Genomic DNA, 26,028 nt, shown 5'->3' on the forward strand with positions numbered 1-26,028 from the left:
AAGATAAAATGAAAGAATCTCCATCATATGGAGATTCTTCCTCTTACTCATTTAATCATCTCCTGCGGAGCTGAAATATCGTTATTTTAAATATATCTCTCTACTACATATTTTATAATTGAATTTCATTTGCCTCAATAGTTATACCATTAATCTCTTTTAACAACAGCTTTTCTAACAAACAAATATACAAAACTCATTGTTATTACAAACAAACATATAAATGTTAATACAGACATATAAGAGTTCTTTGAGCTTATCCCAAATATATTATCAAAAAAAATCACTGTTTTTTCTCCAAAGTTAGGATTTGTAAAAACCACCCTTCCATAGATAGTCATAATGGCTATAGGGGTTAATGATACTAAAATCTTCATTGTTTTATTACAATTGTAAAATATCATTGTTATTAATAGCCCTACTCCAAACGCTGCAATATAAAAAGAAAATAAAAAGGTTACTGTCCCGAATAGTGTTTTTATGTCATTACTTTGTACCCACAGTTCAAATCTTGTATTATAATTAAAAGATCCACTATATGCCATATCGTACATTGTGGGACTAATTGAGAATAAATTATGCACTCTATTTATTATTATATCCAGTACAGACATAACAAGTCCTATAGGTATAATAGATATTACTACACCTTTAAAATAATCTACTCTAGGAATGTTATTGGCTTGGCTAAAATAAAAATTTTCTTTAAAAAAGTTTAGACCTAACACAAATAAAAATATTATAGACGCTGATTCCAATCCAGATGACTGAACGTCTCCATTAGAAATGCCGCTTAATAACTCAATACCTATTGTTACACTTATCAGTATAGAGTAAAAAATTATTATTGATTTAATGCTGCTTTTAACATTATATTTAGCAAGCTTATAACTCATCATCACTTTATCCTCCCGTCACTAGTCAAATAAATAAATAGTTTTTGTAGTTCAACCTTTGAAACTTCTAAATCTAGTTTTTTCTGCTGGTTCTTTTCCAAGGATCCATTTTCTCCTATTATAACAGCTGATTTAAAGGTCGCCATTTCATCTACACTTATGCAATTTTTATCTTTAATATAATCATCTATATTTTTATTTAATCCAGAAACACAGTAGCACCCCATTAATAATTCTTCTACACTTTCATCTTTAATTAATTTCCCATCCTTAATAATAAGAACCCTCTCTATTAATTGTGCAACTTCTTCTATAATATGGGTAGATAGTACAATAGTCTTAGGATTTTCTATATAACTTTCCATTAGTTCTTTATAAAACAGTTCTCTATGATTAGCATCTAGTCCTAGAACTGGTTCGTCAAAAATTAATATTTCAGCACCTGATGCCATTGTATTTATAATTTTACATATGGAGGAATAGCCTGTTGAAAGTTCTTTTATTTTTTTATTAATATTTAATTCGAACTTTTTAGAAAGTTCTAATGCATATTTCATATCAAAATTCGAATAAAACTCCTTAGTCCAATTAAAAAGATCTTTGACTTTCATAGACTGCGGATATAAGTCTTGCTCTTCCATAAAATAGATTTTTCCCAGACAACTTTTATCGTCATGCAAGTTCTTATCGTCTATACAAATAGTCCCCTTATCTAAAAAAATTCTATTGTTTATAATATTTAAAAGAGTTGTTTTTCCTGCTCCATTTCTTCCTAGTAACCCATATATTTTATTTTCTTCTATATTTAATGTGATATTATCTAAAGCAAAAGTATCCCCATATTTTTTACTTGCATTTGAAACCTTTATTGCGCCCATATTAAATCCCTCCATCTATCATTTTAATAATATCCTTACTTGAGATATCTAACTTTTTAGCTTCTTCTATTAAGACTACAATATAATTGTTGTAAAAATTTTCTTTTCTTTTTTTTGTTAACATTTCTTTACTCCCAGTTACAACAAACATACCAACACCCCTTTTTTTATATATAATTCCTTCATCTACAAGTAAATTAAATCCTTTTGCTACTGTAGCAGGATTTATTTTATACTTAACTGAAATTTCTGTTGTAGATGGAATAACAGTTTCTTCCTCAAATACTCCCTTAAGAACATTGTTCTCAATATCTTTAGCAATCTGCATATATATAGGCAACTCATTATTAAAATCTAATTTCATATTATCACCTCTTTGCTTAATTGGTTAATTACTTATGTAACTAACTATACAACCTAATGATTTCCTTGTCAATAGAAAATTAGTTTATTTTAATATATAAAAATTAATGCAGTAATTATTTACGCAGATTTCACAGCATTTACTTATATCCAAAAATAAAATGCCCAAGTATTATGCAATTCATAATACTTGGGCATTTTCACATTTTAATTTAATTATTTCTTATATTTAAGCTATTTCTATTTTTACTACGTCATAACCAACTACATCAATAGCTGCCTTTATAACCTCATCAGTTATATCTTCACTAAAAAGCGCTGTTGCAAGCTTTTTATCAAGACTTACCTCAACATCTTTTGCTCCAATTTCTTTTAACGCCTCGCTAACATGGTTTACACAATGCTGACAACTCATTCCTTCTATAGTCATTTTCTTTTTCATTTTTATTTCTCCCCTCGATTTGTATTTTTCATTTAAATCTATAATTCTATCTTAATGGCTTAAAGCCTTTTAAGCGTAATGCATTTGTTAAAACAGAAACTGAACTAAAGCTCATTGCAAGTGCTGCAATAATAGGATTCAAAAGTGGACCTCCAAATATGTGTAACACTCCCATTGCAACTGGAATTCCTAATATATTGTAACCAAATGCCCAAGATAAATTCTGCTTTATATTTGTTATAGTTTTCTTACTAAGCTCTAGTGCTGTAGGTACGTCCATTAAGTCACTTCTCATAAGCACAATATCTGCTGATTCCATAGCAACGTCTGTACCAGATCCTATGGCAATGCCGATATCAGCCTGAGCAAGTGCTGGAGCATCATTAATTCCATCTCCAACCATAGCAACTTTTTTCCCTTCAGCTTGTAGTTTTTTAACTTCACTCGCTTTATCCTCTGGTAGAACTTCGGCTAGTATTCTATCAATACCAACTTGCTTAGCTATCGCTGCAGCAGTCCTTTTATTATCACCAGTTATCATAGCAACTTCTATTCCCATACTATGAAGTCTTTCTATTGCTTTTTTGCTATTTTCCTTAACTGTATCAGCAACTGCAATGATTCCAGTTAACTTATTTTCTATTGCAATATACATTGGAGTTTTTCCTTCTTCTGCAAGTCTGTTTGAAACATCTTCTAATTCATCCAGTGAAATTTCACTCTCTATCATAAGTTTTCTGTTTCCTAGTATTATTTTATTCCCATCTATACTAACCTCTATTCCATAACCAGGTATAGCTTTAAATTTATCTACTTTCTTAAATTCCAATAATTTTTCTTGGGCGTCCTTAACTATAGCCTCACCTAATGGATGCTCTGATCCTTTTTCTGCCGAGGCTGCTATTTGAAGTAAGAATTCCTGGTCGGTACCATCTATTGTAACTATATCAGTTACCTTTGGTTTTCCCTGCGTAAGAGTTCCAGTCTTATCAAACACTATAGTTTGAATTTTATGTGCAGTTTCAAGCGCTGTACCACTTTTTATAAGTACTCCATACTCCGCACCTTTACCTGTTCCAACCATTATCGCTGTTGGAGTTGCTAGGCCAAGAGCACAAGGACATGCTATTACAAGCACCGAAATGAATATTGTTAATGAAAACACTCCCGTTTCTCCAGATATATACCAAGCCAGTGATGAAACTAGAGCAAGGCCTATAACTACAGGTACAAAGTAGCCCGATATAATATCTGCCATTGCGGCTATTGGAGCCTTTGATCCTTGAGCATTCTCAACTAAGGTTATTATTTGAGATAGCGCAGTATCTTTACCAACTTTAGTTGCTTTAAACTTAATAGCTCCATTTTTATTTATACTTGCACCAATTATATTGCTACCAATGCTTTTTTCTACTGGCATACTCTCACCTGTAAGCATTGATTCATCTACAGATGTAGTTCCCTCTACAACCTCACCGTCTACAGGCATTTTTGCGCCGGGCTTAACTATTACTATATCTCCAACTTCAACTTCATCAATTGGAATTTCTATTTCTTTATTATCTCTAACTATTGTAGCAGTTTTTGGAGCAAGGCCCATAAGTTTTTTAATCGCCTCAGAGGTTTTTCCTTTTGTTACTGATTCCAAATACTTGCCAAGAGTTATAAGTGTAAGAATTACACCTGCCGATTCAAAATACATTTCGTAATTCATATCTCCCATAATCGTTATTTCATAAACAGCAAATAAACTATACAAAACTGCTGCAGAAGTTCCTATGGATATAAGAGAATCCATATTTGGACTTAATCTAAATAACGATTTGAAGCCAACTATATAATATTTTCTACCTGTATATATTATTGGTATAACAAGCAGTAATTGTAGAATTGCATAAATCTCCATATGCATCATTGGATTAATAACTTGAGGAAGTTCTACTACCATAGGCACCATTGCAACTAATAATAACGGTACACCAAAAATCGCAGATATTAAAAACCTATTCCATAAAGCTTTTATTTGTTTTTCTTTTTTTTCTTTATCAACGTCTACATTGCTTTCATCCTCTATTGCTTTATATCCTGCTTTTTCAATTGCTTTCTTTATATCTGCTGTCCTTACTAATGAAGGTTCAAAAGAAATAGTTAATTTTTCAGTGGCAAAGTTAACATTTGATTCAACTACACCCTTAAGTTTCCTAGTTGTTCTTTCTATATTCTTAGCGCAAGCAGAACAAGTCATTCCCTCTAGCTTTAAGGTTTTATTAGTTGTTTGTACTAATAGTTTGTACCCCGCTTTCTCCACCGCACTTTGTATATCTTCTAATTTAATTTTTGACTCATCATAATTTATATTTAATTTCTCACTAGCAAAGTTTACACTTGCATCCTCCACTCCTGGCAATTTTTTTGAAACTCTTTCTACAGCCTTAGCGCAAGCAGAACAAGTCATTCCCTCTATTTTAAGTATTTTATTTTCCATGTTACACTCCTCCCTATTATTTATTGCCAATTAATTTAGCAAGTAATTCTACTATTTCATCAACCTTTTCCTCGCCTGTATTATTTATAAATGCATCTTTTACGCAATGATTGAGATGTTGCTTTAATATCAACATATTTGCTTTTTTAAGTAGGGATTGCGCTGCAATTATTTGATTTGATACATCAATGCAATATCTATCATCCTCCATCATCTTGATTATCCCATCAATCTGTCCTTTTGATGTTTTAAGTGATTGAATTGCTTTCAATTGATCTTTATTCATTTGGCTTCTACCTCCCTTATATTATAAGGTATAAAATTTTAAATTTATTCCCTACCCAGTAGGGGGGTGTATATTTTATAAAAAAACATTAATCAAATAATATTTTTTTTAATCTATAACTATATACTAACATATTTATATGTGTTTTTTATGAAGAAACTATATTTATTAATATTATAAACTGTTCTTGGCAATTTTATGCTGAATTTTCTAAAAAAGGCTGTACCCATACATATTTAGTCCCTTAACAATCATATATATTCTTCATATTTTCCTCACAATTGAAGTTTATACTATAATTATATCAAATTAAATTTCTCACTAGCGTATACTATAAATAATACTTTAAAATACAGGAGTGAAAATATGAATAATAAAACGAGAATTTTAGTTGTTGATGACGAGCAGAAAATTTTAGATGTAATTAAAGCTTATTTAATAAAGGAAGGTTTCGATGTTTTAACCGCATCAGATGGTCAAGAAGCTTTGAATATATTTAAAAATGAACAAATTCATTTAATTATATTAGATTTATTGCTTCCCAAAATTTCTGGTGAGAAGGTATGTAACAAAATTAGAGCTACATCATCAGTACCAATTATTATGCTTACAGCAAAAACTGAGGAAGACAATAAAATAGAAGGTCTCGCTATTGGAGCGGATGATTATATAACAAAACCCTTTAGCAATAGAGAACTTGTTGGTAGAGTTAAAGCAATCATTAGAAGAACTTATAGAGATATTAACCCACTTGCCCAGCTATTAATTATAAATAATGGTGATCTTGAAATAAATATTGAAAAAATGATTGTAAAAAAACAAGGTAGCCCCATATCTCTGACTTCTAATGAATTTAAAGTTCTAATTGCTTTGCTAACTAATCCTGGGCAAATATTCTCAAGGGAACAATTAGTAAATAAAGCTTTTGGAATAGATTATGATGGTTTTGATAGAACTATTGATACTCATATTAAAAACATTAGGCAGAAAATTGAAGACGACCATAAAAAGCCACAATATATTGTTTCAGTATACGGAATGGGTTATAAATTCAATGGTTAATAGTTCTTGTATCTTAACTCAAATGAAAATATGGGGTGAATGAAATGAAATTGTCTTTATCAAAAAAATTATCCTTAGGGTTTCTTCTTACTGCCATTGTATCTATTCTCATTGCAGTGTTAATTTCAAATTCTATGATTGGTAAAAAATTTAACAATTATTTAATTGATGAGCATAAAAATAAAGTAGATAAAATTGCAACTACAATAGATGGCTTATACAACCTGAAAACAGGCTTTTCATCTACTGGAAAAGAGGAAATACTAAGATATGCTAATGCAGAAAAATTATATATTGAAGTAAAAGATTCAACTGGGATTACTGTCTTTACCTCAGGCAACTTAAATTCAGGTAATAATAATATGATGGGTTCAATGATGAATTCAATGATGAATAATTTTTCTTCAATAAAGCCCGGTCAATACACCGAAGATAGTTACCCATTAAGCAAAAATAATAAAAAAATTGGGACCATAGTCTTTGGGTATTACGGTACCTCTTTTTTAAATGCAGGAGCACTAACTTTTAAACAAACCTTGAATCACTCCTTTTTTCTTTCTGGTTTTATAGCTTTAATATTTGGGTTAATCGTAAGCATTTTTCTTTCAAAGCAAATATCCTCACCTTTAACAAAAATCACTGAAACCGCTAATAGAATTAGAAATGGAGATTTAGAAGTTAGATCTCATGTTACATCTAAAACCAAAGAAATAGATGATTTGAAAGATTCAATAAACTATCTCGCACGAACCTTGCAAGAACAAGAGCTTCTTAGAAAAAGATTGACGTCAGACATGGCTCATGAGCTTAGGACACCTCTTACTAATTTAAAATCACATATAGAAGCATTACTAGATAAGGTTTGGGAACCTACAGAAAAAGTACTAACAAGTTTTTATGAAGAAATAGAACGTTTAATAAAATTAGTTGAAGGACTTAGCAATATAGCTAAACTTGAACAAACAAACCTAAACTTAAATAAATCTAGGTTTAACTTATCCTTAGAACTTGAAAAAATAATAACTTCTTTTCAACCTCAATATAGCAATTCATCTTTGCAAATATACTCAAAATTACCATCAAATGTAGAAGTATTAATGGATAAAGACAAAATAAAACAAGTAATATATAATTTGCTTTCAAATTCACTTAAATATTCAAAAGCAGGTGGAGAAGTTACATTAACTCTAAATTCTGATGTTAATAACATAACTATCCAATTAAAAGACAATGGAATTGGAATATCCCAAAAAGATTTGCCATTCATATTTGAAAGATTTTACCGGAGCGATGAATCCCGCGATAAAAATACTGGAGGTACTGGTATTGGTTTGACTATTGTAAAAGCTATAGTTGAATGTCATAATGGTACAATTAAGGTAAAAAGCAAATTGGGTTACGGAAGTACTTTTGTGCTTACATTTCCTAAAGCTATAACTAAAGCCAGTTGACTAAGTCATCTGGCTTTAGTGTTCTAACCCCTCCGATATTGGTTTATCGAAGGGGTTGTTGTTAATGGTGTTAATATGTGTAGTTTAAAAATTAACATTAAATATATTGGGCAATATCCAATTATAAATCAAATGAGTTACAACAAAAACAAAACCACCGAATAATGCGCCTACTACACATCCATTGATACGAATTGCATGAAGATTATTCCCAGCCTTCTGATTTATAAAATCATTTAAAGATTCATCATTCATGTTATTCAATACTTGTTTCACTATATAACCTACATTTTGATACTTAGATCCAATAAATCTAAATACAGACTCCTTAATTAATCCATCTATATTTTTTTTGTGAGCATCGTCAGTTTTTAAATCATTCCAGCTATTACCCAACTGAATTTTTATCACATTAACAATAGATACTATATCTTGCATGTTCAATATGTTTATTTCAAATTTATTACACTTCTCTATTGGATTATTAGACAAATAAAGTTCTTTATCAGTAATGATTTTTAAAACTTCTTTAATTATTTCATTAAAATAATCCTTAAGCGAAATTTCTTTAATTATTTCCATTTTCCATTCTTCTATATCACCTTTAGCTTTATCATCTAAATTAACTTTTTTGAATATCTGTTTAATTTGCTTTATTATTTCAAGTCGTACTATATCATCTTCATTTTTTAAATTTAAAAGAAGTTTATTGCTTTGCTTTAGTATTGATATTGTAATATCTGAAGTACTTATTGCCTTTACAGATTTTAAAATACCAATGATTTTTTCCATAACAAGACTATTAGCTTCTTTCTTTAAAACATCATTAACAATTTTTTGTAATATCTTCTTTGTACCATCACGATTTACATATTCAATTACACTATCTATTATAATATTAAATACCTCTTTGAATTCATCACTTTCAAGTCCATATGAAATACCTTTATCTAAATAAACCGATACATCTATTATTCCAATTTTTTGTTTAATATGTTTCTCTAAAAATTCAGCAAATTCTAGTGAATCCACACTATCTATTTTTTCTATAAAGTAGTCTACTAATTTTTCATATAAATCACTTCTTGTACTTACATTCTTTTCAACAAAACCAATTAACCTATCCGTTATATTAATTTCTTCAATTTTACTCCTCAACACTTTTTCACTTAGCAACTCATTTTGTACCATATTGGCTAAAGAATCTACTATAATCTCTCTATTCTTAGATATTATAGCAGTGTGTGAAGCAACTATAGGTATTTTGCCAACCAAAAATGGTTCTTTAAATAACGCAGTTATAGCAAACCAATCCGCAATTGAACCAACTAGTGCTGCTTCAATAACAAAACTTAAAAATTCAACCCATGCACTATTTCTAAAATTAATTTTTATAAAAGTGATTATAATAACTAATATTGTTAAACCAACAATTGATAAATCCGCTATTTTCTTATTTCTCATTACTATACTCCTATACTATACTTGATAATAAATATCAAAATACCTACTATACCACCAACCAGAGAACCATTAATTCGAATAAGCTGTAAGTCATTCCCAACATTTGATTCTATTAACTCAATTAGCATATTATCTGAATATTTACTAATATTTTCTTTAACTATTATGCCGATATTTTTATGCTTATCATCTATTAGTTTATATAACATATCTTTAATCAATACATCTACTCTTCTTTGAGTATCCCTATTGTCTTCTAGATTGTTTATTAAGTTATCTATAATAATAAAAGGCTTATTGTATAAATCTTCATTTTTAAGTATTTTATTACTTGTACTTTCAATAATCGTATTAATGTATTCTTGGGTGTTAACATTTTCTAAAAGCTCCAACTTCCAATTTTCAATTTTCAACTCAAAATTACTATTATTTTTAAACTCTTCTAGCTTATCATAAATCCACAGCTTAAACATTAACCTATCTTTATTGTTTTTGTTTTTCATATTACTTAGAAATTTTTTAATTTTCTCTTGAAAACCAATTGCTAAATTATTATTACTACCCTTAAATTTATCAATGATTTTTTTTCTTCTACTTTCCCCTTCATAAGAAGACCTTGTTTCCATTATAAATTTTATAAGTATATTTTTAAAAGCATATGTTTGAGAAAACGATATTAATTCATCTAAAATAAAATTATAAAGTCTATCCGTGTGCTCATTTCTTATAGAAATCTCTATAATTGAAACAATCAGCTTATGCAAATCAGTTTTTTTAAAAATATTTATTGTTAAATTAGAAATATTTTTTTCAATTTCGTTATTATCAATTTTATTAACATTATCTTCAATCATTAATCTAAATACGTTTTTTATACCTTCAATTTCATTATTATCCTTTACTAATTCAACAACGAGTTTTGAGACATCATATTTACTAAGTATTTTCTTTAAAGTCTCCTTAGACAATAATTCTTCACTTACCATATTAGATAACCCATCAAAAATTTTCTGTTTATTTCTAGGAATTGTCTTTTTTAATAATTTATTAATACCCCACCAGTCAGCAAAACCACCAATCATAGAAGCACAACTTCCGCTATACACAAGGCCTCCTATAAATGTTTTATGAAATGGATAACTAACAAAATAAATACTTGAAGCTAATATTAAAATTGATGTTGCTTTATAACGATTCACTTTGATAAACCTACTTTCATTAGATCATTTATTATTAGTGTTCTTGTTATTTATATAATTTAGAATACCACAAATAATTTGGAATACCAAATTTTAAAATATAATTCCAGCATTAAATTATCTCCAGCGGAGCTGAAATATTAATCTTAATATCAACTTAATACTCAGTTAACATAGCCATGATATTATTTATATATAAAGAAGGGAGAGTGAACTAAATGAAAAATAAGAAAGCCTTTATAATTAGCAAAGAAGTAATCGATGAATGTCTTGCTGATTCTATAGAAAAATCAAGCAAATAAAGAACAAGTCTAACATTAAAAATGAAAGACTTGTTCTTTATTTATCTTTAACTTTATTATTTCTCTCTATAATCCTTTCATCATCTATTCAACGTCATTTCCATTGAATTTCTTATACTATATATTGAGCTGACTTACCCATTTCATCAATATACTTTATTACCGATTTGTTTGTTTTTAAATCTATAAACAAATTACAATACTTATCATCTTTTTGCCAGCAAAGTTTAATTTCATCCTTTTGAGAATCCATAACTTTAAATTCTCCATTGAAAGCTGGATATTCATTTCTAAATCTTATAAGTGTTAATAGCCTCTGAACAACTTCTTGCTTAAGTGATTGTTCTATTTCTTCCAAGCTGAAATTGTGACGATTAATTTCACGACCTTCACCTGTTTTCTTAACATTTTCAACATCATTTTTTCCTGCCAAAAGACCAACGTAATATACTTGCGGTATTCCTGGTGCAAAAAACTGAATAGCTCTTGCTGCGAGATATGCATCATCTTCACAGTTTAAAACGGAATAATAAGAACATCTTATCTGATGAACATCAAATCCATCTGGAGCCTTATGCTCATCTGACATAATAAGACTAAGGTTTGAACCTCTTTGTAAACATACATCCACTAGTTTTTTAGCTTCCTTAGTATCTATAAGATCATCCATATCTGGTTTCACTGGAATCCCGTCATGGCAGTCAAGCATTGTAAACTGATTGCTAGGGCGATTTTTCAGATATTCACAAAGCTTCTCACTTGACTTATTAACTAGAGTATCAAGAATGGTGTATGGCAGAATAAAATCGTATATCCAGCATCCGTGATCTGCAAGTCTGTTTTGAATTGTATAATGTGCATGCAGTTCAGGAAGTAATTCAATTCCTAATGACTTTGCAAGTTCTAGTATCCAGTCAAGAAAATCATATATCTCTGGTTCCACGAAAAAACAACTTGTTCCAAGTTTTTTAATAACATATCCAACCGCATCCAATCGAACAATTTTAACATTTTGTTTACTGAAGTTTACGAGAAAATCAGTAATTAACTGTTTAATTTTTTCTGATTTAATGTCCAGGTCAATCTGCTCAGATGGTTCTGTTTTACCGAATGTTGTCCATACTTTTTCTTTCTCACCAGTTTCTTCTATAGTAAAAGTTGAATAGGGTGCTTTTCTACGAAGAAACATCTTTGCAATGTCTTGTGCAACTGGCGTGCCATCTTCCCAAACCTTGTCTAATGTTATAAATAAATCAGCATATTCTGATTTTCGGCCCTTCTTCAAAAAATCCTGAAAGTATACAGACTTTTGGGAAATATGATTTACCATAAGATCCACTAAGATGTCGAAATTTTTTCCAATAGCCCTGATATCTTCCCAGGTACCAAATTGAGGTTCTATTTCTAAATAAGTTAATGGCGCAAATCCCCTGTCACCTGATGACGGAAAAGGAGGAAGAATATGAATTCCTCCTTTAAAAATATCTGAAAAATATTTCAAAAGAAGATTATTTAAGGTTTTTAAATCTCCTCCCAAGGAATCTGGATAAGTAATTAACTGCACTTGGTTTTTTACTGCCATAATTTAATCACTCCTTCTAAAGTTTTATTATTACGCAAAAAAATCACATTATTTAACGATAATTACATCATATTCTTTGGTGATAATAAAGTCAGCTAGTTGAATATGACCAGCGATGATTTTATGTTCAGTTTCCAGAATATTTTCTATAAATGAATCGTTTACTTCATTTCCTCTATTTCTTTTTTTCCTGTGCTCCAATGTATCGAGCCTGCTTCTTGCTATGAATACTTTGGTATCAACATTTTTAAGTAATGAAGTATATGTTCCCTCAGCGATAACAACCTTAATACCTTCTAGACTTATTACCTGCTCTTCTACCGTGTTTGCATTATAATCAATTAAAGGCTTAGTTATTTCTGTTTTTCCACTGATTGCATCTTTCAAATTATTTTCTAGAACATTAAAGTTAACTTCTTTATGTGGTCCTAACCATTCAGGATCTTGTCTTCTCTTTTCATCATTTGACTTTGGCGGTAAATAAAAATAATCATCCTGACCTAATAAAACAGATTCTATTCCGTACTTTTTGAGTTCATCAACTATTGCCTTCCCAGTTTCTGATTTACCACTTCCAGATTCACCTGAAACCGTAATGTTATACCTTGTTGCTTTATTCTTTATTTTTTCAATAATTTCTGGAACTATTATGCTAGCTGCTTTAGTGTGATGTTCCTCTAATACAATAATGTCACCTTTCATGTAAGAGCCTCCTTAAAATTTAAAATATGTAAACCGTTTAATATATTTATACTACATCCTTTTCGCTAACATGTCAACCACTTGACATGTTATTATTAGTAATATTATAGTTATTACCTAACAGTTATGGTAACGGTTTACTAGCAATATAAAAAACATTCTAAATCATTGGATTTAGAATGTTTTAATGTTAAGTAATATATATATTAATGTTTTTATGTAGTTCTACGTTCAATAAGCTCTATAGGCAGTATATTTTCATGATTAACTTTTTTATCATCTATCTGGTTAATCAAAATTTCTACTACAAGTTTTGCTATTTCTCTAATTGGTTGTCTTATTGTAGTAAGAGCTGGCACAATTAATGAAGCTATATTAATATCATCATAGCCAACTATTTTTAAATCACCAGGTATGGATTTCTCTAAAACACTAGCTACTTTCACAATGCAGGTAGCTATCATATCACTACTAGCAAATATCCCATCTATGGCTGGATGTTCTTCAAATAATTTGTAAATAAGACTTTCATATTCTTCTGTATCGAAACTATTTATACTTGTTTCAATTACTACATAGGGCATGCTATTCTCATTTGCAACATCCACAAAAGCTTCATATCTTCTATTAGCAGAAGTATTCAAATTTAGTGGACCACTTATATGCGCAAGGTTTTTGCAACCTTTTTCTATAAGCAGTTTTGTGGCAAGAACACCTCCATTATAATTATCAGAAGCAACATAAGGTATATTCTCTGATAAAAATCTATCAATAGCTACTATAGGCAACCTAAGGTTCAGGTACTCAGAAACCTCTAACGTATGACTTCCCATAATAATTCCATCAACCTGATTTCCTTTTAGCATATCTATATAATCTTGTTCTTTCTTACTTTCATTATTAGCATTACATAATAGTATCTTATATCCATTCTTATAGGCATAATATTCAATATCGTTTGTAAGCTCAGCAAAAAAAGGATGTGCTACACTAGGAATTATAAATCCTATTAAATTGGACTTTCTTCTAAAAAGAGCTCTGGCTAATTCATTAGGCTGATAATCAAGCTCTTTCATGGCCTTGTATACATTTTTTCTTGTTTTCTCACTGATATATCCCCTATTATTTAGTACTCTTGAAACTGTAGTAACTGTGACCCCTGATCTTTTGGCCACATCTTTTATATTTGCCATAGTAACACCCTTTTCATGAAAATTCATAATAAATTATTGTATATACTATTATAAACATAATTTGAATAAAAGCAAATATATAAAAATAGTTGACTTCGCCCCATTATCTCATTATAATTATTTAAAATAATAATATTAAAATAGAGCTAATGTCAATATTATATATACGGAGGAAATTAGAATGAAAGATAAGATTAAAATTATTAGTTCCATGTTTATCTTTGGAAGCATAGGAATTTTTGTAAGGAATATAAACCTACCCTCAATTGAAATCGCTTTTCTAAGAGCCATAATAGGTAGTTCATTTCTACTTTTTGCTGGTTTTATAATGAAACAAAAAATGTCTATTAAATTAGTGAAGGCAAATATATTAATTCTCACGCTATCTGGTGTTGCTATAGGCTTTAACTGGATTCTTTTATTTCAAGCATACAAATACACCACTATCTCAAACTCAACTTTAAGCTACTACTTTGCGCCTATATTTGTACTAATGCTAGCACCTATAATTCTTAAAGAGAGACTGACAATGATAAAAATTATATGTGTTATAGTTGCTATGTCAGGATTATTTTTAATTGTCAGTACAGGAAGCACTAATATAACAGTCTCTTACAATCATATAATCGGAATAATATATGGACTTAGCGCTGCTGTTTTATATGCTAGTATAATTTTAATGAATAAATTTATTAAAAATTTATCTGGTTTTGAATCAACTCTTATTCAACTGTCAATTGCAGCGATTGTACTTTTACCTCTCATTATTTATAGGGGTAATATTCATGTAAGTGAAATAAGTTCTACAGCATGGATCTTTATATTAATAGTAGGTATCCTTCACACAGGAATTGCTTACCTGATGTATTTTTCTTCAATAAATCAGCTAAAGGGACAATCCATAGCAATTTTAAGCTATATCGACCCAATATCCGCGGTAATTTTAGCATCTGTTTTTTTAGGCGAATCTATAACCATAATGAAAGTAATTGGAGGACTACTTATCCTAGGTTCTACATTTATAAGTGAGATATTAGAAGCTAAATTTACAAATCATCCAATTGAATTATGATTCTTATTTATATTCCATTGAAAAAATACGCAAATAAAAACAAGTCTAACATTCGCAATGTAAGGCTTGTTTTTTTACCCCTAACTTAGAAATATTACTTCCTTGCAGTTCTTGCATACTAAAATCAAAGTATCATCGTCACACCTTTTAAATTCATACTTTTCAATTGACTTATCAGTCTTTATATCTTCTACATTACCACATTTACAAAGTAATTTCATCTTGCTCCCCCTAATAAGTTAATGTTTTCCTTATTATATCATAAATTGTAAACAATTACCATAGGCGTATTTAATTTGGAGGGAGTTATAAATTACGAAAATTATACACATTTAGTACGCATTATAGGTATCTCAGATATTTCCTGAGTATATGCGTAAATGCCATTAAGTCCATACTTAACGTTGCATTCAAAAACTACCAATAAATGTATGTATCGGACCAAATATATTCATTGGTTACTAATATCAATACTTCACTTACTGTAGTTCCTGTTTTAATTCTTCTCTTTAATTCAGTATATTAACTTGCTATCTTATTGTTTTTCCCAAGTCACAGTTACCTTAGTGGGACATAAAGTTACCCACTTTATTACCATAGAGGTATTTAATTTGGAGTGACTTATAATTTTGCAATTAAAACACTATATAAAATACTCCAAACAACATGGGAAACATCTATAATTCCATAAAATATTAATAACCCATTAATCATAATATTTGATTGATACAATTGTTTCTCTGTAGCTTTTTTCATTCTTTGGTATACGGCCATTAACAAAACTAACGGGATTACTATCTTAATTATTATACTAAATAAATACCTTTTGTTTACTAACGGTGCCATGAAAGCATTCACTTCTAAAAACATCCCTGTGTTGACAAGATAAATTGTAAATAAGATATCTGTTATATTTAACATGTACAATGCAATTAATTTTTTTGCTATAAAATCCAAATCTTTTGTTTTTAATATAGAAAGGATAAAAGACATGGTCATCACCTCTATTAGAAGTATTGCCCATGTCTGTTTGTTTTAAAACTAGCTCTCAATATATTAACTCACTATCTTACTGTTTTTCCCAAGTCACAGTTACCTTAGTGGGTCACTTAGTGGGTCACTTATGACCCACTTCGCTTATATAATCCTATTCCAAATTCACTTAACTAAAATAAATCTGGTAAGTCCTCAACTTTAATTTTACAATGGCTTTCTAAGCTATTCCCAATTTTTACACTATTAGTTAATTCCTTTAATGAAACTCCATTTACAGTTCCTTTGTAGGCAATTATAAAATGAGTAATACCATTTTCTATATCAGGCATAGTAATCTCATAAACACCTACAATCTTACTTGGAACTGATATATTAGAAATAAAAATCGTCTGTCCTTCTCCTACTATTTTATACAACTTAAAATCTGAAACTGTATATCCTGCATCAGTCTTAAGTTTAATTTTAGAATTTTTCATTGAAGTTGTAAAATCTACACCAAAGCTTCCACTAAAACCTTCTGCAATTTCATACTCTGATTTTATTTCATTAAATGCTCCATTTATGAACATTCCATGTTTTATAATAGCAGTTTTATCTATATTATTCACTGTTGCAATAGCAGTTCCTTTGTTTCCTGTTTTATCTGAAAACTCAAATATATATTCACCATTTTCTGTAAACTCTTTAGTTGCTAACCCATTATTATTAGTTATAGTTACATCGGGTTCATCAAATATTACTGTTGCAATCACATTTTTATTTATTATTACCGCAGGGTTATAACTTTCAGTCTCAGTTGTAATTGGATCTATAGCATAACTAACTGTACCTATTGGAGGTAAGTTATCTCCTGGAGATGCTGAACCAATATTTCCTGATATTTCTCTAGCTTTCACTAAGAAATTTTTACCTTGAAATTTATCTGGTATTTGTATATCGCTTAATTTACTCACGAGATTCGTTGAAACTATTATTTTTTCATCAGCTGTGATTTTTTTATCTAAATTCAAATCACACTCTAACCATATTAAATTCACCTTTTCAGAAGTGATTTTAGCATTATCCGAATAAAACTTTGCTTCTATTTTCTTATTACTGTAACTATAATTTGAAACAATAATAGGTGGTGATACATCTACAATTTCATTTAATGACATTTTAGTAGTGTTACCATTTTCATTCGTTATTTCTACATCTATTGTATTTTGACCTATCAAATCCACATTTAATGATTCATATTCACCTTCGCCTGTATTTTGATTTGTAACTATTTGTTTAGTATTCACTTTAATTGAATTAATTGTAGCGTTTGGCTCAGCTGAAAAAATTACATTACCTGGTCTTATATTATTTTTCTGTTCTACATCTGGTAATTCAACACTTGACACTGCAACTAGTGAAACTGTCTCAGTTACAGTTTTGCTATTTGAATCTGTAGCTTTTATATATAGGCTGGTGTTTCCAGTTATATCACTTTTATTAAAATCGTGTGTTAAGCTTTGGTCAGTGGTTAATGCTAATGCATTTGTACTTTCCCACAATTTCGTCTGAATACCACCTCTAACACTACCTTCTTCTAATTTATTAATTTTATTATTCGAAACAGTCTTAGATGTAACTGTCAATGTATATACCTCTGATTGTCCAGCCTTTGGAACCAATGTAGCAACAATATCTGGTGGCGTTGTTGCTGAAATACCGATATTTGTTTCTGGAAAATACTTTTTAGTCTGCTCCTTATTTATATCTTTATAGGTTATAAACGAAGATTGCTTTTGTCCTAATTTATAATTCCCCGCTGCAGTACTGTATAAGTTGCCAATTGAAAAAGAAGGATCTGATATAGGCTTATATACTTTTCCTGTAGGATCCAACTTATAGCTAATACTATTTAAAACTCCAGTTACTTTCTGACCTGAAACAGAAAAACCAGCTGGCATACTTTCTTGGTCAAGATTTATCCCTGTTGGGAAGGTTTCTTCAAATTTCACATCACTTATAGTGAAATCACTTTCAATTTGACCAGCAATACTTGTATATACACTGTCCATATCTGCTTGGGATAAAGCTGTTTTATATTCTCCTCCCGCACGCCCTGCAATTTGTGAAAGCTTACTGACATCTGCACCCTTACTAAATGCAATCATAATCGGTTTAACATTTAAAGTTGTATCATTTTTTATTGTATCCGATAAATTATATGCATAGTTCAATGCCATTTGATTATAATCACTATCGCCTGGGTTTACAACATATCGAACACTACTTGTATTCTGATCCATTTTATATTCATAATTAGTTATACTTCTAAAATATTTATCAAACTTTACATCTTCACCATATACATATCCTTCATAATTTTTATTATTACCTTTTTTATAGTCAAAATTATAATTATTAACTGTAGACACTGTTGGCACTCCATCGGTCAATAAAATAACATATTTTTTCCTACCTGTATTCTCTTGGTTTTTTAATAACCCATATGCAGCTATTAGACCGTCGCCTATATTTGTTCCTCCATCAGTATTTAAAACACTAGGATCAGCTATCTTGTTAATCAAATAGTTACGTTGAGTATTGTTTCCCAAATTTCCGAAAACTAACGAAGCCCCATCTAATTTAATAACATCTGCTTTTGTACTAAATTTTACTAAGGCTATATTAATGTTACTATTTCCATTAAATTTATTTATAAAAGTGTTGGCTGTATCTCTTACTACTTGAATCTTAGTTTTATTCCTACTGTTAGGTAATATTTCATCCATACTTCCCGAGTTATCTATTACCAGTACAATATCACTTCCCTTTTCATAAGAAGAATCAATGTCCTCTACAGGAATATCTTGAGGCTGTATGTTATATGCTAGATTAAATTTATCATTTACTTTAATGTTAGTTTTATCAACAGTCCTTCCAAGATTAATTGAAGCTGTTGGATTTGCAATAGTCACATTTACTGGAGTAAATAATTGCTTTGCGTCTGTATTATCAAAATCCTTATAAGTAATAAAAGAATTACTTATCCCACTGGCATCCTTACTTAAAGGGAACACCCCCATTTTGGTTGCTTTTACTTTTATTTGAAAATTTACAGGATCAGATGTATAGTTATTTGTGCCTGTAATGATTTTATAAGGTATATTAGCTAGATCCCCTGTTATTGTTTGTCCTAAAACCGTAAATCCTGCTGGAACTTCCTTTATTTCGATTCCTGGTGGTAAGGTTTCTTGAAATTTTATTGAATTAACAGGCAATTCGTTTTGTATTTGGTTTGCTAATTGAGTATAAACAGTGTCAATATCAGTGGCAGTTTGTGCAAATGAACAAGTACCTTTTGCTTTAGCTGCTATTTCTTTAAGAGTATTAGTTCCATAATCACTTAAAGTACATCCAATCATAAAAGAATTAATATTAGACGTACTTCCAGATATCAATGTAGCTATAGAATCTGCATAGTCTAAACCTCTTGTTTCATCATTTGAATTATTTGTATCGTACCCTGATTCAATATTTGATGTTATTATGTTAGTCTTATTATTAGTATAACTATAAAAAGTTGGTTCTCCATCCGTAAGTAGTACAATGTATTTTTTTGCATTAATATCAGGTGACTCCTTTAGCATATAATACGCTAATCTTAAACCGTCACCTGTATTAGTACCTCCATGTGCAGTAAACTCATTTATACTAGTCTTAAGCGTAGGGAAAGAATTCTTGTCTACAAGTCCACTCTTTTTTTTAGCACTGCTTTCATATTGAACTAATCCTATTTTCACTTTGCTATCTGTATTAAACTTATCAATAAATCTATTGGCAGCTGCCTTAGCTACCTTTAGTCTACTATCGTTACCTTGCAAACCAGTATCCATACTCCCTGATGCATCTATAACTAATGCAATTTCTTTACTCTGTGTACTTGGAACTACAGTGACAATTCCTGGCTTAATATTATAATTCAAAGTAATTTCGTCATTCACTTTCGCATTTGTAATATTAGTTGTTTTGGTTAGTGTAATAGGTGCTTTAACTATCGTTCCAGCATCTGCGCTACTTCTAAATGCAAAAACTTGAGTTAGAATGAATATAATTAAAATTACGAAACATATTACCTTTTTTTCACTTCTCTTACTTTTATCTTTATTCATTGTATACCCTCCATTTATAACAATTTGTTTTTATACACTCTCTTATAGTCTAATTTTTATTTCTAAAATAAATATTATTAGTAATATTATATGTAGTTTTTTCATCCGCACCTATAAGTTCAATTTCAATAACAATTCCTGAACACTCTGCAAAAGTCTTCGAATCTATTGGAGTAATATTAATATAACTAACGTCACTGCATACAGTTTTTTCTGCTAGTCCTGGAGGAGTGTAGTAAAGAGTCTTATCAACAACTCTATATCTATAAGAGTATTCCTGTGCAGGATCAGAATTTCCAACTAAAAAAGTTATTTCTCCTAAGTTTTGTGCCACAGGAACACTACTTAAGTCTATACTATTTAATGAGAAAATACCTGAAGCCTCCATAGCACTCTTAGAAAAAGAATCCATTGACTGTTGCATATCCATCTGAAGCTTTGATTTTATTGCTGTGCTATTTAAAGCCTTTTGATGTATAAAAAAGAACTGAAAAAATGTAGCTGTAAACATAGCTCCTATTGCTAACGCTAGTATTAGTTCTAGTACTGTTAACCCCTTTGTTTTTTTTCTTACCCTATACATAGGCATCACCTCTAGTTTTACATCTTAATTACTGACTCTCCAATTGCTTAATTTAACGACTTCATCAGTTGTAATATTTGTACTATTAGAACTTTTACCAACTGTTGTAGCTACATCAACAGTTTGAGTTCCTATTTCAGAACTTAACTTAAACGCTTTAGAATAAGTATTGGTATAATTTATTGCTATGGTCTTTAACACATAATTGTCATCGTACGTAAGTGTTTTCGTGCCATCATTTAAAGTTATTACGTTTCCACCAGCAATTATGGTTCCTGAAAAATTTATTGTTCCCGATAAAGTAACATTTCCTGACGTTATAATAATACCATGAGGATCTCCATTCATTGTACTTAAATTAACAACTTCATCCTTAACAGGATCTGGTACATAAGTCGAGTTGTTCCCAAGTAAAACAACATTTTTGCTTTTAGTTCTGACTTCCACCTCACTATTAGCATTATCAATCACATTACTGTCATCAACGCCATCTAAAGTTACCTGTGGCAATTTCGCATTTTTATCAAATACAGTCTTGTTTACTATTCCCTGTAAATAATCAACATCCAATGCTTCTGTCTTAACTCCCATTTCATACACTACTCTTGCAAAATCATTTTGTTTAGAACTGATTACGTTTGTTTTACTAATATCAAATGATTTTGACAAAGTACTCCCGTCGGATATAGCTACGCCAACACTATATATAAGGTTTTTAATAAAAATCCCACTTTTATTAAATGCCATAAGATTTAAAGTATCTACTTTTCTAAAATATTCTGCTTTATCTTTAGCCTTTAACACTTCATTAGTACCCTTAAAATTATTTACTATCTGTAAAGGGGAGTTGTAAGCAAAATCAACTTTATTTTCATCATATAATGTTCCTATAGACTTAGGTATAGGAACTGTATACACTCTATAATTACCCTTAATCGCCACTGACTCTCCTGTTTGATAAGGAGTAGAAGTATTTATATAGGCTGTTCCATTTATTATTGCATCTCCTAATTTTATCCAAGATCCATCTGGTGTTCCAATATCATTAGTGTTTACTATAATGCCACTAGAAGAATTATAATCTTCATCAACCGTTCTTACTTTATCAATAGCATTAATTCCATAATATTTATCTATATCTATATGAGATTTCGTTGCATTTAAGGATAAATCATTGCTGGTATAAACCATACCTTTGCTGACACTTGTGTTCTTTACATTTAAATCACAATTTGAAGTATCAGTATCAATTAAACTATTACTTTTGCCAATGTATACATTGCCTGCATAAACATTGCTATCTACATTAACAGTTTTGTTCTGACCACTTATATTAAAACTATTTGATGTCACAACATCACCATTAAAATTAGCTGTTATTGACTGAGTATCATCTGACCCTATAGAAATACCACCATTATACTTTGTATAAACCTTCTCCATAGCAACTACAGGGGGGGTACCCTTAACAAATACGTTTCCATTCACTGTTAAGTTAGAATTTATATGCATATCTCCATCAATAGAAATTGCATTTTTCCAAACAGGATTAATTGAGATTACTTGCTTTACAGAACTAAATACATATGACCCTTTATAACCATGTATACTTAAGATAATATTTGCTGTTACGTTTTTTTTATTTGATGTTTGACCATTCGTTGGGTTAGTAGAAAAATGTGAAGTAATATTGAGCTTCCATTGATTAGGATTTAATGGATAGGAATCTGAATTTAATTCTACAGCAATAATAGGTTGATTAGCGTCTGCACTATCATAAATAGATAATGTATTTCCCTCTAAATCTTTACATGTGCCATCCTTAAGATAATCATTAGGAGAAGTTATATTGTCTAACTTATTTTCCAAAATATATGCCGATATGCTCTTTTTATAAGAGTCTTTAAATATATCATCTAACTTTGTTTTTAATGCATCTCCAGTTAATGTTCCATCAGAATCTTTCATATAATCGTCTACAACTTTATTACCCTTTTGTGTTGCTTGAGAAGTAACCTTTTTCATAATGCCATAAACTGCATTCACACCTGAATCCGAAGCATAAAGGCTTTGTATTTTTTTACTTGCAGTTATTCTTGCATTATAATCAGACACAGTAAGTGATAGTATCGATAAACCTGAAATAGAAAGTACCGCAAATATAAGCAACACTGCAATTAATGAAGAACCCCTCTTCTTTTTTAGACTCATATCTCTCCCCCTATATCCCTATACTTACTGAAGTTTTTGTACTATACACTCTTACTTTATTAGGACTTTCACCTTTGTAAATCTCCACACTTATATCGTAAATTCCATTAGAATCGCTTGGTAAATCATCATATAGTATAATATTTCCTTTTGAATTCGTGTATTTATTTATATTGCTATTGTTTTCGTTTTTTAAGATATATACTGATAATAGATTTGTTGCATTGTTTTCTGACTGTATTTCATGAGGACCATAATCATCAGAATAACTTATTTGAATATTATTAATAAGACCATCCTTAGATATATCCTTTGGTTTATATGTACCTAAATTTTTATTTGTAGTATTATCCTTAAGTTCTATGGTGTTATTATTATTATTGCATATTTTCAAATCGCTGGAAAAAGTGTATGTGCTCTCTCCAGTAATATTTGCTAAACTAGTAGTTCCTGTTACTTTAATAGAATGAGTATCCATTATAATACTAAGATCATAATCAACATCAATATTTGCTGTTGATTCACTCTCATATGCTAGTTTCCTTTCAAATGTTACAGTAGCCTCAAGCCCATTTCCAACATCTGAACTTGAAACTAAATAACTTCTATCATGTCCAGGAGCAGGAACCGGATTGTCAAGAAACTTTAATTTATATTCCTTGTCAGTTTGGATACTAACAATACCTGGCTTGGTAGTGTTATTAGATCTTATCTTTTCTATAATCTGTTGTGCAACCGATACTGCATACTGCTTATTTTCTCCTTTTTTATTGTTTACTATAGAAGATATAATCATCATACTTAGAGGTATAGTAACAATACTAAATATTGCCATACTTATGAGGACTTCAATTAAAGTAGTACCTTTTTTCTTATTATATAACCTCCTCATAATTTAAGCCCCCTATTGATTCTTGATATTAACTGCACTTCCCTCACCTTTAACTGAAACCCTTGGTTTAACACCGTCATCATTAGATACATAAATGTTTACTACTCTTGAAGTTTTATTTATTACACTTATATTTACTCCTACATTGTCTGTATCAGAAAGTCTTTTATTTGAGAATATCACAGCGGATATATCTTTACTAGATGGTGTGAATTCTACACCATTGCCACTATATTGCTGTGGATATGAACTGCTTCCAATTTTATACTTATAGTGAAATTTTCCACCAGCCTCAACAAAAACCATCTCTACAGCCGCAGCACTATTTTCATCAGCATAAACGTAAGATTTTCTCTGTGTATCATTGTAATTACCTAACATAATTGCCGGTAAATCCGAATTTACAGATCTTACAGACATTGCAAAGTCTTTAATATCTTCTTTGGGTTTACTAGCATCCTCAATAGTTGTACTCACAGTATTATTCTTTGTACCAAGACTAACAAATGGGTTCTTCTTGCCATAAGTATTATTGTAATCCCACTTGAAATAATCAACATCCATACCAGCGAATTTAGGCACTGAATAAAACTCTAAATTTGCTGTTCCACTGAGTTCCCCTGTACTACTTCCATTTAATGCTAAATTAGATAGTATTATTTTTTTACTGTTATTTTCTATGTTTTTAATCAGTCCGATAATGTTGTCATAAGAACCTTTAAATGATAATGATGCTTGCGTATATTCAGTACTACCTTTTATCTCTTTTTTATAATTACTTACAGTTGTTTTATCACCGTCATCAGTTCCAGAAATAAGCATGGTATTATATTGATCTACAATAGTTTGCAAAGGTTTTGACGTATCATCAGATGTGCTAGTCGTTCCACTTGTAGTTGTTTTATTTTGAGTATCTGCCGCCTTGATAGCTGTAAAAGTAAAAGCGCCTTCTACATTAGATTTTTTTAATAAAGCATCTAATTCTATTATTAATCTCCCTTGCTGAATAGCAGGATAAATACTACTAGTTTTCTCTTGTATCTCCGAATTAAGAATCTTTACGTCTTTTTCTCTTTTAGTCGATGTTGAAATACTTAGTTTAATGTCTTGAAGCTCATCATCATATTTCTTTTCCTCAACTTTTAAGGCTTGAATTTTTATATTTTCTTTTACGTGTATAAATTTATAATACCCACCTACTACTAGCAATGTGAGTAAAATAATTATTAAAGTTTTTTCAGATCTACTCATTTTCATTTAACATCAACACCCTTTAACATGCATTTAACCAAAAATCCATAACCTTTTGTCGACTCTCCACTAATTCCACTTACATCTGCACTTGTAATAATATCAAGTTTCAATAGATTTCTCTCCATCTCTGCTATACTTACTCTATTGGAGGCTGTACATTGAATATCAACTAAACCAGAAGTCATTGAAATCGAAGTAATTGCTACTTCCTGAGGTAATGTAGCAAATAAAGTTTTCATAATGTCACTGCTGCCCATTTCCTTACTTGTTATACTATTAATTGTAGCAGTAACCCCTTGATTGTATTTATTAAACAATTCATATTTTTTCAATGTTAAATTAGCCTTTTTATACTGCTCTTGCAAAGCAGGATTATTTATTTCTACTTTCAATTTTTGTATTTTATTATTTAATATTATTTTATTTGCAAAAAACCATACTGTAGTACCTACTACATAAACAAATATTAATACAGCAAGTATATATAAATAAATATTTGTTTTTTTAGATTCATTATTAGATTCTATATATGGTAGAAAAAAGTTTAAATCCTTCATTTAATTCACC

Annotated in this window: 22 protein-coding genes; 3 read left to right on the forward strand and 19 right to left on the reverse strand. The window is 29.9% G+C overall.

Translation table 11 applies throughout. The annotated features are described in order from the left end of the window. Positions 1–149: 149 nt before the first annotated feature. The 6 genes from ACREVX_RS14885 to ACREVX_RS14910 all read right to left on the reverse strand — a co-directional run bounded on the left by ACREVX_RS14885 (position 150) and on the right by ACREVX_RS14910 (position 5,350). Positions 150–899, reverse strand: coding sequence for a hypothetical protein (locus tag ACREVX_RS14885; protein WP_431545006.1), 750 nt, complete (start codon positions 897–899; stop codon positions 150–152). After that, the gene (locus ACREVX_RS14890) at positions 899–1,774 is read right to left on the reverse strand and encodes an ATP-binding cassette domain-containing protein (RefSeq protein ID WP_431545007.1); all 876 of its coding nucleotides are present in this window, start codon (positions 1,772–1,774) and stop codon (positions 899–901) included. Before ACREVX_RS14890 ends, ACREVX_RS14885 begins: the two co-directional genes overlap by 1 nt. Position 1,775: 1 nt before the next feature. Continuing rightward, entirely contained in the window at positions 1,776–2,138 is a 363-nt protein-coding gene (locus ACREVX_RS14895; protein WP_431545008.1) for a GntR family transcriptional regulator, read from the reverse strand. A gap of 228 nt (positions 2,139–2,366) precedes the next feature. Next, positions 2,367–2,579 (reverse strand): heavy-metal-associated domain-containing protein, encoded by a 213-nt coding sequence (locus ACREVX_RS14900; RefSeq protein WP_431545009.1) that lies wholly within the window; start codon positions 2,577–2,579, stop codon positions 2,367–2,369. Positions 2,580–2,625: 46 nt separating this feature from the next. Beyond that, positions 2,626–5,064 (reverse strand): heavy metal translocating P-type ATPase, encoded by a 2,439-nt coding sequence (locus ACREVX_RS14905; RefSeq protein WP_431545010.1) that lies wholly within the window; start codon positions 5,062–5,064, stop codon positions 2,626–2,628. Between the two features lie 16 nt (positions 5,065–5,080). Next, positions 5,081–5,350, reverse strand: coding sequence for a metal-sensing transcriptional repressor (locus ACREVX_RS14910; RefSeq protein WP_431545011.1), 270 nt, complete (start codon positions 5,348–5,350; stop codon positions 5,081–5,083). A gap of 366 nt (positions 5,351–5,716) precedes the next feature. Here ACREVX_RS14910 and ACREVX_RS14915 point away from each other — a divergent pair, with 366 nt between their 5' ends. Both ACREVX_RS14915 and ACREVX_RS14920 read left to right on the forward strand, forming a co-directional pair. Continuing rightward, on the forward strand, positions 5,717–6,412 hold the full coding sequence (locus ACREVX_RS14915) for a response regulator transcription factor (protein ID WP_431545012.1): 696 nt from the start codon (positions 5,717–5,719) through the stop codon (positions 6,410–6,412). A 44-nt stretch (positions 6,413–6,456) separates the two neighbouring features. Beyond that, positions 6,457–7,863, forward strand: a complete 1,407-nt coding sequence (locus tag ACREVX_RS14920) for a HAMP domain-containing sensor histidine kinase (protein ID WP_431545013.1) — start codon at positions 6,457–6,459, stop codon at positions 7,861–7,863. 84 nt (positions 7,864–7,947) lie between these two features. On the opposite strand, the gene ACREVX_RS14925 is transcribed toward ACREVX_RS14920, so the two are convergent. The 5 genes from ACREVX_RS14925 to ACREVX_RS14945 all read right to left on the reverse strand — a co-directional run bounded on the left by ACREVX_RS14925 (position 7,948) and on the right by ACREVX_RS14945 (position 14,305). Next, positions 7,948–9,327: a DUF445 family protein gene (locus ACREVX_RS14925; RefSeq protein WP_431545014.1), complete on the reverse strand. Its 1,380-nt coding sequence runs from the start codon at positions 9,325–9,327 to the stop codon at positions 7,948–7,950. A gap of 2 nt (positions 9,328–9,329) precedes the next feature. Beyond that, on the reverse strand, positions 9,330–10,526 hold the full coding sequence (locus ACREVX_RS14930; protein WP_431545015.1) for a DUF445 family protein: 1,197 nt from the start codon (positions 10,524–10,526) through the stop codon (positions 9,330–9,332). Between the two features lie 414 nt (positions 10,527–10,940). After that, positions 10,941–12,410, reverse strand: coding sequence for a sucrose phosphorylase (gene gtfA / locus ACREVX_RS14935; RefSeq protein WP_431545016.1), 1,470 nt, complete (start codon positions 12,408–12,410; stop codon positions 10,941–10,943). A gap of 48 nt (positions 12,411–12,458) precedes the next feature. Further along, positions 12,459–13,112, reverse strand: coding sequence for a hypothetical protein (locus ACREVX_RS14940; RefSeq protein ID WP_431545017.1), 654 nt, complete (start codon positions 13,110–13,112; stop codon positions 12,459–12,461). Positions 13,113–13,327: 215 nt separating this feature from the next. Beyond that, positions 13,328–14,305, reverse strand: coding sequence for a LacI family DNA-binding transcriptional regulator (locus ACREVX_RS14945; RefSeq protein ID WP_431545018.1), 978 nt, complete (start codon positions 14,303–14,305; stop codon positions 13,328–13,330). 181 nt (positions 14,306–14,486) lie between these two features. On the opposite strand from ACREVX_RS14945, the gene ACREVX_RS14950 reads away from it, so the two are divergent. Then, positions 14,487–15,377, forward strand: a complete 891-nt coding sequence (locus ACREVX_RS14950; RefSeq protein WP_431545019.1) for a DMT family transporter — start codon at positions 14,487–14,489, stop codon at positions 15,375–15,377. An 80-nt stretch (positions 15,378–15,457) separates the two neighbouring features. On the opposite strand, the gene ACREVX_RS14955 is transcribed toward ACREVX_RS14950, so the two are convergent. The 8 genes from ACREVX_RS14955 to ACREVX_RS14990 all read right to left on the reverse strand — a co-directional run bounded on the left by ACREVX_RS14955 (position 15,458) and on the right by ACREVX_RS14990 (position 26,018). Further along, positions 15,458–15,598, reverse strand: coding sequence for a hypothetical protein (locus tag ACREVX_RS14955; RefSeq protein WP_431545020.1), 141 nt, complete (start codon positions 15,596–15,598; stop codon positions 15,458–15,460). A gap of 400 nt (positions 15,599–15,998) precedes the next feature. Further along, the gene (locus ACREVX_RS14960; RefSeq protein WP_431545021.1) at positions 15,999–16,370 is read right to left on the reverse strand and encodes a DUF5658 family protein; all 372 of its coding nucleotides are present in this window, start codon (positions 16,368–16,370) and stop codon (positions 15,999–16,001) included. Between the two features lie 173 nt (positions 16,371–16,543). Next, positions 16,544–20,521: a VWA domain-containing protein gene (locus ACREVX_RS14965; RefSeq protein ID WP_431545022.1), complete on the reverse strand. Its 3,978-nt coding sequence runs from the start codon at positions 20,519–20,521 to the stop codon at positions 16,544–16,546. 49 nt (positions 20,522–20,570) lie between these two features. Continuing rightward, entirely contained in the window at positions 20,571–21,104 is a 534-nt protein-coding gene (locus tag ACREVX_RS14970) for a PulJ/GspJ family protein (protein WP_431545023.1), read from the reverse strand. 24 nt (positions 21,105–21,128) lie between these two features. Further along, on the reverse strand, positions 21,129–23,315 hold the full coding sequence (locus ACREVX_RS14975; protein ID WP_431545024.1) for an autotransporter outer membrane beta-barrel domain-containing protein: 2,187 nt from the start codon (positions 23,313–23,315) through the stop codon (positions 21,129–21,131). A gap of 10 nt (positions 23,316–23,325) precedes the next feature. Next, on the reverse strand, positions 23,326–24,207 hold the full coding sequence (locus tag ACREVX_RS14980; protein WP_431545025.1) for a type IV pilus modification PilV family protein: 882 nt from the start codon (positions 24,205–24,207) through the stop codon (positions 23,326–23,328). 12 nt (positions 24,208–24,219) lie between these two features. Further along, positions 24,220–25,464, reverse strand: a complete 1,245-nt coding sequence (locus ACREVX_RS14985) for a hypothetical protein (protein WP_431545026.1) — start codon at positions 25,462–25,464, stop codon at positions 24,220–24,222. Next, positions 25,461–26,018 carry a PilN domain-containing protein gene (locus tag ACREVX_RS14990; RefSeq protein WP_431545027.1) on the reverse strand — a complete coding sequence of 186 codons (558 nt, stop codon included), beginning with the start codon at positions 26,016–26,018 and terminating at the stop codon, positions 25,461–25,463. The genes ACREVX_RS14985 and ACREVX_RS14990 overlap by 4 nt, the downstream gene beginning before the upstream one ends. Positions 26,019–26,028 lie beyond the last annotated feature (10 nt).

The sequence above is a fragment of the Clostridium sp. genome, from assembly GCF_050717545.1.
Taxonomy (GTDB): Bacteria; Bacillota; Clostridia; order Clostridiales; family Clostridiaceae; genus Clostridium_AD.